At 63.5% G+C, this 12,894-nt stretch carries 13 protein-coding genes; 7 read left to right on the forward strand and 6 right to left on the reverse strand.

Annotation, left to right across the window (positions count from 1 at the left end):
- Positions 1–247: 247 nt before the first annotated feature.
- Complete coding sequence (locus tag AA309_RS15995; protein WP_047190029.1) at positions 248–2,191, reverse strand: bifunctional 2',3'-cyclic-nucleotide 2'-phosphodiesterase/3'-nucleotidase; 1,944 nt, start codon at positions 2,189–2,191, stop codon at positions 248–250.
- A 193-nt stretch (positions 2,192–2,384) separates the two neighbouring features.
- Complete coding sequence (locus AA309_RS16000) at positions 2,385–3,539, reverse strand: trans-sulfuration enzyme family protein (protein WP_047190030.1); 1,155 nt, start codon at positions 3,537–3,539, stop codon at positions 2,385–2,387.
- Positions 3,540–3,610: 71 nt separating this feature from the next.
- On the opposite strand from AA309_RS16000, the gene AA309_RS16005 reads away from it, so the two are divergent.
- A complete protein-coding gene (locus AA309_RS16005) occupies positions 3,611–4,120 on the forward strand; it encodes a TspO/MBR family protein (RefSeq protein ID WP_047190031.1) in 510 nt (169 codons plus the stop codon).
- Here the strand turns inward: AA309_RS16005 and hpt are convergent, their stop codons facing one another.
- Positions 4,121–4,690, reverse strand: coding sequence for a hypoxanthine phosphoribosyltransferase (gene hpt, locus AA309_RS16010; protein ID WP_047190235.1), 570 nt, complete (start codon positions 4,688–4,690; stop codon positions 4,121–4,123).
- Positions 4,691–5,015: 325 nt separating this feature from the next.
- On the opposite strand from hpt, the gene ftsE reads away from it, so the two are divergent.
- The 5 genes from ftsE (at position 5,016) to AA309_RS16035 (ending at position 9,007) form a co-directional block, all read left to right on the forward strand.
- Positions 5,016–5,687 (forward strand): cell division ATP-binding protein FtsE, encoded by a 672-nt coding sequence (ftsE, locus tag AA309_RS16015; protein WP_047190236.1) that lies wholly within the window; start codon positions 5,016–5,018, stop codon positions 5,685–5,687.
- Positions 5,688–5,692: 5 nt separating this feature from the next.
- Positions 5,693–6,673, forward strand: a complete 981-nt coding sequence (locus AA309_RS16020; protein WP_047190032.1) for a cell division protein FtsX — start codon at positions 5,693–5,695, stop codon at positions 6,671–6,673.
- 122 nt (positions 6,674–6,795) lie between these two features.
- Positions 6,796–7,533 (forward strand): YdcF family protein, encoded by a 738-nt coding sequence (locus tag AA309_RS16025; protein ID WP_084731302.1) that lies wholly within the window; start codon positions 6,796–6,798, stop codon positions 7,531–7,533.
- 208 nt (positions 7,534–7,741) lie between these two features.
- Positions 7,742–8,512 (forward strand): lysophospholipid acyltransferase family protein, encoded by a 771-nt coding sequence (locus AA309_RS16030; protein WP_047190033.1) that lies wholly within the window; start codon positions 7,742–7,744, stop codon positions 8,510–8,512.
- Between the two features lie 96 nt (positions 8,513–8,608).
- Positions 8,609–9,007: a hypothetical protein gene (locus AA309_RS16035; RefSeq protein WP_244470381.1), complete on the forward strand. Its 399-nt coding sequence runs from the start codon at positions 8,609–8,611 to the stop codon at positions 9,005–9,007.
- Here AA309_RS16035 and AA309_RS16040 read toward each other — a convergent pair.
- A complete protein-coding gene (locus tag AA309_RS16040; protein ID WP_047190034.1) occupies positions 8,995–9,531 on the reverse strand; it encodes a gamma-glutamylcyclotransferase in 537 nt (178 codons plus the stop codon). The two genes, AA309_RS16035 and AA309_RS16040, sit on opposite strands and share 13 nt — an antisense overlap.
- Before the next feature lie 128 nt (positions 9,532–9,659).
- On the opposite strand from AA309_RS16040, the gene AA309_RS16045 reads away from it, so the two are divergent.
- Complete coding sequence (locus tag AA309_RS16045; protein WP_047190035.1) at positions 9,660–10,700, forward strand: DUF2125 domain-containing protein; 1,041 nt, start codon at positions 9,660–9,662, stop codon at positions 10,698–10,700.
- Positions 10,701–10,825: 125 nt separating this feature from the next.
- Here the strand turns inward: AA309_RS16045 and AA309_RS16050 are convergent, their stop codons facing one another.
- Positions 10,826–11,776 (reverse strand): prephenate/arogenate dehydrogenase family protein, encoded by a 951-nt coding sequence (locus AA309_RS16050; RefSeq protein WP_047190036.1) that lies wholly within the window; start codon positions 11,774–11,776, stop codon positions 10,826–10,828.
- The gene (gene hisC / locus AA309_RS16055) at positions 11,769–12,878 is read right to left on the reverse strand and encodes a histidinol-phosphate transaminase (protein ID WP_047190037.1); all 1,110 of its coding nucleotides are present in this window, start codon (positions 12,876–12,878) and stop codon (positions 11,769–11,771) included. Before hisC ends, AA309_RS16050 begins: the two co-directional genes overlap by 8 nt.
- Positions 12,879–12,894 lie beyond the last annotated feature (16 nt).

The following is a 12,894-nucleotide window of genomic DNA, read 5'->3' on the forward strand; positions in this document are numbered from 1 at the left end:
ATGTGCCGCCTGATGACCAAAAGGTTAGCCCATGCAGCAGCTTAATTTCCAAACATCCTCTAGAGCATCGGATGAGAACAGTGGAAACCACTTTTGGGTCCGATACTCCCTTCCCCTCATGAGCGCATCGTTGATTGCGGAAAACCGGATCCATTTTTGGAGCACGATGCGCCAATCACGGACGCCCGCACAAACGAAAACGGCCAGGCGAAACGCCTGACCGCTTCGACCTTCAAGCGCCGAGCGCTCAGCCGACGATGCGGTACTTCACGAAGCCTTCCGGGGCATCGCCCATCTTCTCGACCTTGATGCCGGCCGGCTGATAGGCAGCGGCATTCGGCCCCGTCGTGAAGGTCATGGTGACGCCTGCGGGCACTGCGAGCGACCACGAGCCATCGATCTTCGGCGCGACTTCCTTCTTCTCGATGATGTAGCGCATGATCGCATCGCGGGTGAGATCGGGCGCCTCGAACACGATGGTCGTGCCGTCGTTGCCAGGGAAGTTGCCGCCACCGCCCGCGCGGTAGTTGTTCGTCACGACGATGAACTGCTGATCGTCCGTCACGGGCTTGCCGTTATGGGTCAGGTCCTTGATGCGGTGCGCATCGGCATTCACCACCTTGCCGTTGTCGTCATAGCGCGAGGCTTGGGTCGGATCGATCTTATACTGCACGCCTGCGATGACGTCGAAGTTGTAGGCCGGGAACTTGGAATTGATGAGTTCCTGCTCGCCGCCCTTCGCCGGATCGATCTGGTTGTAGATGCCGGCCGAACGCTCGAGCCACTCGCGCACCTGCGCGCCCGTCACCTTCACCACGCGGATCGTGTTCGGATAGATGTAGATATCCGCCATGTCCTTGATGGCGAGCGGACCGGGCTTGATGTCGGTGAAGTAGTTCGGGCCGCCGCGGCCGCCGGCCTTGAAGGGCGCGGCAGCGGACAGGATCGGCAGATCCTTGAAGGCAGACGCCTTGAGCTGGTCCGCCACGTACCAGGCCTGCGCCTCGGCAACGAGCTTCACGGACGCATCGTCCGCCACGAGCGAGAAATAGGAATGGATCGGCACGGAAGTGGCGCCGACGGGCTCACGCACATATTTCAGCGTGGCGTCGTGACCGGCCTGGGCTGCGGCCATCACGGCTGCATCGGAATCAACCTTCGCCACCACCTTGCGGTCGACGCGGTCATAGATCGGGCGCGCCTCGGTGCTAAAGCCCGCCGCCTTCCAGGCATTGCCTTCCTTCGTCAGCTCGAGATCGATGAGGCCCAGGTGACTGCCCCAGAAGCCGGCCATCACGGCAGGCTTGCCATGGAGCGTGCCCGCCTTCACGTCGACGCCGGGGATGTTGTTGAATTCCTTGCCGCCGGGGAACACGAAGTGCTGGTGGCCGGTGAGGATGACGTCGATGCCGTCGACCTTCGCCAGATGCAGCGCAGCGTTTTCCTCGCCGCCCTTGCGTTCGCCGCCCGCGATGCCGGAATGGCAGAGCGCCACGACGATGTCGGCGCCGGCCTTCTTCAGATCCGGCACATGCTTGTGCGCAGCATCGACGATATCGAGCGTCGTGGCCTTGCCGTCGAGATGCGACTTGTCCCACTGCACGATCTGCGGCGGCACGAAGCCGATGACGCCGACCTTGATCGTCTGCCTGGCTCCCGCCTCGTCCACGAACTCGCGGTCGAGAACGAGCCAAGGCTTCTGCAACAGCTCGCCGTTCGCCTTGACGACGTTGGCGCAGACCAGCGGAAATTTCGCGGCACCCAGCGAGTTCTGCAGGAACTCGAGACCGTAGTTGAACTCGTGATTGCCGAGCGTGCCGCAATCGTAATTGAGCTCGTTCATGGCGGCCACCATGGGGTGCACGTCGCCAGCCTTCATACCGCGGCGATAGGCGATGAAATCGCCCAGCGGCGAGCCCTGGATCATGTCGCCGTTGTCGAAGAGCAGGCTGTTCTTCGCCTCGCCCCGCGCTGCCTTCACGAGGGTCGCCGTGCGCGCGAGACCCACCGTGTCGTCGGCCGCATCGCGATAGTAATCATACGGGAAGATGTTCACGTGAAGGTCGGTGGTCTCCATGATGCGGAGCTTCACCACCGGGCTGGCGGCCCAGGCGAGATTGGGCAGGCCCGAGAGAGCGGCGGCGGCCACGCCGGTTTGAAGGACGCGGCGGCGGGTAATCGACGATGTCATGAGATAGTTTCCCTCTGGTGGAACGTTGTTCCTTAACCGGAGGGAAGCACATCTTTTATGACAGGATCAAGATAGCCGGCTTAAGGATCTCGGCCGTACGACATCCTACGGCATCCCCGGCCCTGGCCCCTCCGCGTCATCCCCGGGCTTGGCCCGGCCATGACGGTGAAAGGCCATGACGTGGAGGATGTCATCACGATACCCGCAACGCCTCGTCGAGGTCGCGGTAGAGATCCTCCACGTCCTCGATGCCGGTGGACAGACGCAGGAGGTCGGACGGGCAAGGCGTTCCCGGGCCCTCGATGGAGGCGCGGTGCTCGACGAGGCTCTCGACGCCGCCAAGCGATGTCGCCCTTTTCCACAGGCGAACCTTCGCGGCCGTGCTGATGGCGGCAGCCTCCCCGCCCGTCACCTGGATCGAGAGCATGTAGCCGAAGCCGCCCTCCATCTGCCGCGCGGCGATGTCGTGACCGGGATGCTGCGGCAGGCCGGGATAGAGCACACGCGCCACCTTCGGGTGCGCGGAGAAGCGCTGCGCAAGTTCGAGAGCGCTTTTCGCCTGCGCGGCCGTGCGCACATGGAGAGTGCGCATGCCGCGCATCAGGAGATACGCCTCGAACGGGCCGAGGATCGCGCCCTGCATCTTGCGGATGGAAGCGACCTTCGCCCAGAACTCGTCGGCCTTCGCACCGGCGAGCGCGCCCGCCACCACATCCGAATGACCGTTGAGCACCTTGGTCGCGGCATGCATGACGATGTCGGCGCCGAGATTGAGCGGACGGGTATGAACCGGCGAGGCGGTCGTGGAATCGACCGCCAGACGCGCACCCGCCGCATGGGCGATCTCGGCGACGGCCGCGATGTCGGTGATTGTCCAGAGGGGATTGGAGGGCGTTTCGACCCAGAGGAGCTTGGTGCGGCCCGGAACGACGACGGCACGCAGGGCATCGAGATCGTCCGTCTCCACGAAATCGACCGCCAGGCCCCAGCGCACGGCCTCCGTCATCAGCCAGTTGCGGAGCGCCCAGTACATGACCTTGGAGGCCACGATGTGATCGCCAGGATTCAGCGCCTGGAACACGGCGGTGGCTGCCGCCATGCCGGAGGAAAACAGGAGAGCGCCGGCCTCGGCTTCTTCCAGCATCGCCAGCACGCCTTCAGCCTCGCGGATCGTCGCGTTGTCGGGGCGGCCATAGACGTAGCCGGAGGAATAGGCGTTGTCCTCGTCGCGGATGTAGGTGGTCGCCACATGGATCGGCGGCACCACCGCTTTCGTGATCGGGTCCACGTGGCCCATCGCCTGGGCGGTCAGGCTGCGCTTCGACCACGGAGAACGCGATGATGACATGGGAACCTCCGGCAAGCGTGACGGTTGCGTCACGGAATGTAAGACGCGCACCTCATAAAGGGATTTCAACGATGCATACAGATCAAACTGCGCCGGGCAGCCATGCAACGCCGCCTCTCTTGCGGCTTCTGATCTCCGTCCTGCCGGTCGTGGCTGTCAGCGCCGCCGGCGGACTCGTGACGAGGGCCAAGATCCCAACCTGGTATGCCAATCTCGCCAAGCCCGGATTGACGCCGCCGAACTGGCTCTTCGCACCCGTCTGGACCACCCTTTATGCGCTGATGGCCTATGCGCTCTGGCGCATCCTCTCCCTGCCGAAGAACCAGCCCGGGCGGACAGCGGCGGTAACGCTCTTCTTTGTGCAGCTCGCGCTGAACTCGCTCTGGTCCTTCGCATTCTTCGGCGCGCAGAGCCCGCTGGCGGGTCTTATCGTCATCGCCGCGCTGATCGTGGCGATCCTCGCCACGATCGTTGCATTCTGGAAGCTCGATCGCGTCGCCGCACTTCTTTTCGTGCCGTATCTCGCCTGGGTCTCCTATGCGACCTTTCTGAACGGCGCGCTCTGGCAGCTCAACAGCTGACTATTCCGGCTTGTCGAAGAGGTCCGGATTCGTGTTGTGGCGGTCGAGAACGCCGACGAACGGGAGCTGGCGATAGGAATGGGCGACATCCATGCCGTAGCCGATCACGAACACGTCGGGGCAGGTGAAACCCACATAATCCGGATCGATCGACACGGCGCGCTTGCCGGGCTTTTCCAGGAGAACGGCGGTCTTCACGCTCTTGGCGCCGCGGGCCATCAGAAGGTCCTTGGCGAAGGTGACCGTGCGGCCTGATTCGAGAATATCGTCCACGAGCAGCACGTCGCGGCCGCGCACGTCGCTTTCCACGTCGCGCAGGATCGTGACGTTGCCGGACGAAACGGTGCCGTCGAGATAGCTGGAGAGATGCACGAACTCCACCTGGGGGCTGAGGCCCGCACGGTGCAAGGCACGGATCAGATCCGCCGCAAACATGAAGCTTCCCTTCAGCACGGCGACGACCAGCAGGTTCTTAGGTTTGGAATTCGCGATTTCCTGCGCCAGAGCCTCGTTGCGCTTGGCGATGGTCTCCTCGTCGAAGAGAACCCGGATACGGTGGGAAGCAGTCATCGTCGGTCTGTCCAGAAACAAGTGGAAGCGTTTGAAGGCTTCTCCCTTCACGACCATGGCGGAGCGCGGAAGTCAAACGGACTTCACGATTTTCACGGCGAAATCGGACGCTTGAGCCGTTCCAGGACCGATCCTGCGGCAATGTCCCGCGACCACCTCGCTTTCCGTCCATGTCCCGCAAGTTTATGGCTTGCTAACCATGGCGGGGCGATAAGTTGAGACGAATCGCCTTGTGGCTGGACTTCCGGTCCGTCACTTTTGCAGATGCTCCAGGAGGGTTCAGGCGCGCGTGAGAGCCTATTACGACGAGGAATTCGATGAAGACATGGCTGTCCCGGCCGTGCATTTCGAGAATGTGGGCGTGCGTTACGGCATGGGGCCCGAGGTCCTGCGCGACCTGACCTTCTCGATCGAGCCGAATTCCTTCCAGTTCCTCACGGGTCCCTCGGGCGCAGGCAAGACCACGCTGCTGCGCCTCATCCTGCTCTCGGTGAAGCCGACGCGCGGGCTGATCTCGCTCTTCGGAGAGGATGTCTCCAAGATCTCGAAAAACGAGCTGACCGGCCTCCGCCGCCGCATGGGCGTGGTGTTCCAGGATTTCCGTCTGCTCGATCACCTGACGACCTACGAGAACGTCGCGCTGCCCCTGCGCGTCCAGGGCAAGGAGGAGGCGAGCTACCGCGCCGAGGTCGTGGAGCTGCTGCGCTGGGTCGGTTTGGGCGACCGCATGCACATGCTGCCGCCCGTGCTCTCGGGCGGTGAGAAGCAGCGCGCAGCCATTGCCCGGGCGCTGATCGTGCGGCCGGACCTGCTCCTCGCCGACGAGCCCACCGGCAACGTGGATCCCTCGCTCGCCCGGCGGCTGCTGCGCCTCTTTATCGAACTCAACCGGCTCGGAACTTCGGTGGTCATCGCCACCCACGATTTCAGCCTCATGGACCAGCTCAACGTTCGCCGCCTCGTGCTCGGCGACGGCCGGCTGCATATCGACGAGTAAGCCGGATGAACGCGCCCCAACCCCGCCTCAGGAAGGCCGCGGCGCAGAAGCCGCAGGGAGGAGAGAAGCGAAAGCTCCCCGCCTCCTTGAGCCGCAACGCGCCGCTCGTGCCGGTCGACTCGGCAGGCGGTCAGGCGCTCGCCGCCGTCATCGCGATCCTCACCTTCCTTGCTGCTCTGTGCGCGGGCGGCGCGGAATTGATCTCCGCCAGTTCCGCTCAGTGGCGCTCGGAAATCGCCCGCGAGGTCACCATCCAGATTCGTCCCAACCCCCAGCGCTCCATCGACGATGATGTGGCGCGCGCGGTGGCGTTGGCGCGCCAGGCACCGGGCGTGGAAGAGGCACAGCCCTTCACGAAGGAGGAGTCCGAGCGTCTTCTGGAGCCGTGGCTTGGAACCGGCCTCGATTTCAACGACCTGCCGGTGCCGCGCCTGATCGTGATCAAGCTCAAGGAAGACGAGCGCCCCGATTTCGCTCCCCTCAAGCAAAGCCTGCAGAAGGAGGTGCCCGGCGCGACGCTCGACGATCATGCGCTCTGGGTCTCGCGCCTCTCGACCATGGCCAATACGATCATTGCCACGGGCGTGTTTCTGGTGACCCTCGTTCTCATCGCGGCGGGGTTGGCCGTCATCTTCGCCACGCGCGGTGCCATGGCCGGCAACAAGGAAGTGGTGGAGGTGCTGCATTTCGTCGGTGCCAACGACGACTTCATCGCCAAGGAATTCCAGCGCCGCTTCTTCCGCTTAGGCCTTCGAGGCAGTGCTATCGGCGCGGGCGGCGCCCTCGTTCTCATCATCGTCTTGGGACTGATCACCCGCTCCTGGCGGGCGAGCCCGGCCGGCGACCAGATCGAGGCCCTGTTCGGGGCGTTCAGCATCAGCTGGACAGGTTATCTGGTCGTCATCCTGATCGCGCTCCTCGTGGCGCTGATCACGGGCATCGTGTCGCGCCTGACGGTGAGACGTTTTCTTAACGGAAATGGTTGATTCTGAGTTACCCGTGGAAAAAGAGGGCTGCCTCTCCATTGCCGCATTCTCCACTATCATCGCCCAGGATGACCTCGCGAACGCAGACTTGGCGAACGCAAAACTGGGCGACGCCGAGCGCCATGGAACCCGCTGAAGCCGTGGGCTGGGGCTGGACGATGCTTGGCGCTCCGACACATCCGACCAGGAGGTCCTTGACCCGACGGCTCTTGGGCGTCGGCGCTTGGAGCCTTTCCGCTTTCTGTCTGATCGGCTTCCTCGGATTTCTTGCCTTCGTCTACAGCATCGATCGCATCGAGCAGCCGCCCGAGACGCGTGCTGACGGCATCGTCGCGATGACAGGCGGCGCGCAGCGTATCGGTGATGCCATCGACCTCCTGGCGAAAGGCTACGCCAAGCGCCTCCTGATCTCCGGCGTCAACGAGAAGACCAACCGCGATCAGATCTCCCGCCTCAATCCCGGCCAGCGGCAGCTCTTCGATTGCTGCGTGGACCTGGATTACCGGGCCCGCAACACCATCGGCAACGCCATCGAGACGCGGCGCTGGGCTGAATCGAACGGGTTCGACACCATCATCGTCGTGACCTCGAACTACCACATGCCCCGCATGCTGGTGGAGCTCGACCACGCCCTGCCGAACCTGCAGAAGATCCCTTACCCCGTTGCAGCGACCATCGATCCGCACGAGTGGTGGCGCAATCCCGCGACAGCCAAGGTTCTCGTAACGGAATACGTGAAGTTCCTCGCCGTCTGGGTCCGCACCCGCTTCGAGGGAGATCCGGAGAGTTCCTCTGTCGCCCACATCATCAGCGGCGGCGCTCCGAGCCAGAGGGCGAACGTTCAGACATCGTTGCGCTAGAGCATCGTGCGGACCCGAAGGGCCGCGCCAGCGAAAAGTGGATCCGGTATTCCGCACGATGCTCTCATTTGAGGAGAAAGTATCGGATTGGCCCCAAAAGTGCCAATCCACTTTTGGGTCCGATGCTGTAGAGCCAGGAGATAAAACCGATTAAGGTGCGCCACCCGCGGAGCTGCACGCTCCGCTTTTTTACGTTTTTCACGAAGCCATGCTGTTCGTTCGATCCCTGCTGTTCAACATCGCCTTCTACGCCAATCTGATCCTGTGGCTGATCCTGCTCCTCCCGGGCCTCCTGGTGCCGCGTCGGACATTCATCAGGTTCGCTCAAGCCTGGGCGCACTCGTCTCTCTGGCTCCTGAGGGTTCTGGCCGGGACCAGGATCGAGGTCCGTGGACGCGAAAAGATCCCGGCCGGCGGGGCCCTGGTCGCCGCCAAGCATCAATCTCTTTGGGAAACCTTCGCGCTGGTGACCCTTTTCGATGATCCGACCTTCATCCTGAAGCGGGAGCTGATGTGGATTCCCTTCTTCGGGTGGTATCTCTGGAAGGCGGGCTGCGTTCCGGTGAACCGCAAGGCGGGATCGTCGGCCCTCATGCAGATGACGGCGCGGGCCAAGGAAGAGGCGCAGCATGGCCGCCAGATCATCATCTTTCCGGAAGGCACGCGCCGCCCACCGGGAGCGCCGCCCGCCTACAAGTACGGCGTGGCGCACCTCTATCATAACCTCGGGTTCCCCTGCATCCCGGTGGCGCTGAATTCGGGTCTCTACTGGCCCCGCCGTCAGTTCATCCGCCGCCCCGGCACGATTCGCGTTGAAATTCTCGATTCCATTGCTCCCGGACTATCGCGTGAAGAGTTCTTCAAGCTCGCCCAGGAGCGGATCGAGGAATCGTCCGACCGGCTGCTTGCGGAGGGGCAGCGGGAGCTGGGCATGAGCGATTCGGCCCAGAAAGCTGCCGTATCAGCCTCAAAAGTTTGATATTGCTAAGCTTTCCGGCATCTTGACGGTTCGCCTCGCCCTTCCTACATATAAGAACATATGGCGAACAAACGTACCATATCCTGGAATATGGCCATGCGGGATCTCCGCAACGACCGAATGCGGAGGGCTGGCGTGCGCGAGGAACGCTTACGGGCAACGGCGGGGCTTCGCTCCTCCTCCACCTTGAGCTCATGGCGCGGCCTGTCCGGCCGCCGTTACATCGTCGGCGTGCATCCCCTCGACCTCAAGGAACTGCTGGAAGTCACCGATGCGGTGATCCTGGCCGTCAGCCGCGACGAAGGCGGCACTGGTCACGTGGTCGATTCCGTGCTCGCCGGGCCTGAGCCCAGCACGGAGACGCGGACCCGCTGGCTCGAAAGGGTGCAGGAGCGCGGCGCCTCGGAACTCCACATCCACCGCCTTGCCGATACGGAAGCACGCCGCCGCGAGATCCTGGCCGACCTGCGCGAGAATGCCGATCACGCCTCCTGATCGAGCGCCTCGACGAGCCGCTGCATCAGCGGATCGACGACACCCATGCCGAGAAGATGCTCATGGGTCGAGCGCACGTAATCCGGATTGGCGCCGGAGATTCCTCGTCCCTGCCGCACCAGAGCCAGCACCTGATCGAAGGAGAGATTGCCCGCATATTGCTCATGCCTGCGGTCGGCCACGTAGCCGATGGCCGTGACAGCCCTGCCGTCGTCGAGCCGGACGGGCAGGTGCCGCTCCAGATAGACGCTCGTCACCTGTTCGCGCTCGCGCAGGTAGTGCACCGTGGATTCAGCCTCTTGCCTCGTCACGCGAAACGCGACGCCGTGGCAGCGCCCGCCGCGATCGAGCCCGAGAACGAGTCCCGGATTCTCGGGCGTTCCGCGATGGACATGGGAGAGAACGCAAAGCGCGCGGCGATAGCCGTGAAGATGAGCGTGGCGGCGCTCGACAAAGGGAAAGCCCGGCCTCCACATGAGGGAGCCGTAGCCGAAGACCCACAGATCGTCAGACCCGTCCATCATCGCTTTTTCGTGCCCGAACCTTGCCTGCTTTGTTTTTTAAGGAGCGCAGCAACCACGCAAAAAGTGCTCTCCACTTTTCCTCACGGGCGCTACCAGTTACGAAGCAGCAGCACAACAGGAGATCTTGCATGGCTGAGGCCATCCCCTCGGAAAACAGGCGCCGTAGCCGCTTCTGGCTCTACACGCCCTTCGTCCTGCTGCTTCTCGTCACGATTGCCTGGAGCGTGGCCTGGTTCTTCATCCGCCACCGCGCTACCGAGGCGCTCGACGCATGGCTTGAGGCAGAAGCACAAAGGGGCCGGCAATGGACCTGCACGGACCGCACCATCGCAGGCTATCCATTCCGCATCGAGATCATCTGCGACACGCTCGATCTGAAGCAGGGCGCGGTGACGGCCTCCTTCGGACGGACGGAGGCCATCGCTCAGGTGTATCAGCCGCGCCTCGTGATTGCCGAGATCGCAGGACCTCTCCGCGCGAGCGACGGCAAGGTGAATGTGCAGGGCCAGTGGAATCTGATGCAGGCGAGCATCCATGCCTCGCAGACCGGGCTTCAGCGCATCTCCGTTGCGGCGAACGCACCCAGGTTCAATGTGACCGGACTTCTGCCGCAGGAGATCGCAACGTCGGGCGAGCGTCTCGAACTGCATCTGCGTCCCAATCCCTCGCGAGCTTCCGAGAAGGCTTATGATGCGGCACTTTCCGTGAAGCAGGCGCGCATTCCGCTGCTCGATGCGCTCATCGGCGGCATGGAGCCTGCGGATCTGAATGCGGATGTCACGGCAACCCAGGTCGTCGGCTTTCAGGGCCGCCCGGTTGCCGAGGAACTCGAGCGCTGGCGGACGGCGGGCGGCACGCTCGACATCCTGATGCTGTCCGGCGCCAAGGGCCCGCGCCGCATTGAGGCGAAGGGCCGCTTGAATTTCGACGAGGAACATCGACCCGCGGGCCAGCTCAACGTGGCCGCCGCAGGCCTCGACGGCCTCATCGGCAATGTCACGGGCAACCGCACGGGCGGCGCGCTGCTCGGCGCGCTTCTGGGGCAGAACCCGCGCGCTCAGGGAAAGAACCCGCAGCTTGCCCCTCTGCCGCCGCTGACCCTCAACAACGGTTTTCTTGCGATGGGACCTTTCGTGGTCCCGAACGTCAGGCTGCAGCCGCTATATTAAGGGTCATTGCAATCTCACACACGTCATGGCCAGGCTTGTCCCGGCCATCCCGATGCGGACACACGTTGCGTCCCTCGTAAGCGAGATCACCGGCACAAGGCCGGTGATGACGAGAGAATGAACGCTCAAGCCTTGTCCTCCCGCCTGCGCCCAAAATCGGGCTCCGGCGTTTCCTGGCCCGACGAGATGATGCCGCGCCGGATCGCCCGGGTGCGGGTGAAGAGATCGAACAGCTTGTCGCCCTCGCCCCAGCGGATGGCGCGCGCGAGGAGCGCGATGTCCTCGTTGAGGCGACCCAGCATTTCGAGCACCGCTTCCTTGTTGTGCAGGAAGATGTCGCGCCACATGGTGGGATCGGATGCGGCAATGCGCGTGAAGTCGCGGAAGCCGCCGGCGGAGAACTTGATCACCTCGCCTTGCGTGACGGTTTCCAGATCCGCCGCCGTGCCCACGATGTTGTAGGCGATCAGATGCGGCACGTGGCTCGTGATGGCGAGCACGAGATCATGATGCTGCGCGGTCATGATCTCCACATTCGAACCCATGGCGGCCCAGAAGGCGCGCACGCGCTCGATCGCCTGCTCGTCCGTACCCTCCGGCGGCGTCAGGATGCACCAGCGGTTATGGAAGAGCGTCGCAAAGCCCGCATCCGGGCCTGAATGTTCTGTACCCGCCACCGGATGCGCGGGCACGAAATGCACGCTTTGCGGCAGATGCGGCTGAACCTGCGCGATGACGGAGGCCTTCACCGAACCCACATCGGACACGATGCAACCGGGCTTCAAGCCAGGCTTCATGGCTTCGGCCACGGCACCGCACACGCCCACCGGCACGCAGAGGATGACGAGATCCGCATCCTTCACGCCCGAGACGAAATCGGTCGTCGCCTCGTCCGCGATCCGCAACTCGCGCACGCGCGCCACCACCTCCTCGCTGCGATCGATCGCGACAACCGTACCGGCGAGATTGAGATGCTTCGTCGCCCGTGCGATCGACGAGCCGATCAGGCCGAGGCCGATCAGGGCAACGCGGTTGAACAGCGGCTTGTCGAGAGGAGGCCCAAGACGCTCAGGCATTCCTGGCTCCATTCATGAAATCACGCAGCGCCTCGACGACGAGGCGGTTCGCCTCCTCGCTGCCGACCGTCAAACGAAGAGCATGCGGCAAGCCGTAGGCATCGATGCGGCGCAGGATCAGTCCGCGGCTCGAGAGAAACTCGTCCGCGTCTTTTGCGGTCTTGCCCGTCTCTTCGGGGAAGTTGATCATCAGGAAGTTCGCAACGCTCGGCGTGACCTTCAGGCCAAGCGCCTCGATCTCGTTGGTGAGCCAGTCGAGCCATTGCGCATTGTGCTCGGCGGCTTTCGCCACATGCGCCTCGTCCTGAACCGCCGCGATGCCGGCGGCCATCGCGGGGCCGTTCATGTTGAAGGGACCGCGAATGCGGTTCACCGCATCGACGATATGCGCAGGCGCAACCATCCAGCCGATGCGCAGACTCGCAAGGCCGTAGATCTTCGAGAAGGTGCGCGTCATCACCACGTTCTCCGCGGTGGCGACGAGTTCGAGACCGGACTCGTAATCGTTGCGGCGCACGTATTCCGCATAAGCCGCATCGAGCACCAGCACCACATGCGACGGCAGGCCCGCATGCAGGCGCTTCACCTCGTCGAAGGGAATGTAGGTGCCGGTCGGGTTGTTGGGATTGGCCAGGAAGACGATCTTCGTCTTGTCCGTCACCCTCTCAAGGATCGCATCCACATCCGTGCGGTAGTTCTTCTCCGGCGCCACCACGGGCGTGCCGCCGGCAGCCAGGATCGCAATGCGATAGACGAGGAATCCGTGCTCGCTGTAGATGCCCTCGTCGCCAAGCCCCACATAGGCGGTGGTGATGTACGAGAGCAGTTCGTCGGAACCCGCTCCGCAGACGATGCGGTTGGGATCGAGCCCATACTTCGCGGCGATGGCCTCGCGCAGCTTGGTGGCGGAGCCGTCCGGATAAAGCTCGAAATGGTCCGCGTTCCGCACGGCCTCGATCGCTTTCGGCGAGGGACCGAGCGGCGTCTCGTTCGAGGAGAGCTTATAGACCTTCGATCCCCCTGCGGCCTTGCTCTTGCCGGGCACATAGGCGTCGATCTTCATCACGCCGGGACGGGGTTCGGGACGAACGGACATGGACAACTTCCTACACAATCAG

Source organism: Microvirga vignae, assembly GCF_001017175.1.
GTDB lineage: Bacteria > Pseudomonadota > Alphaproteobacteria > Rhizobiales > Beijerinckiaceae > Microvirga > Microvirga vignae.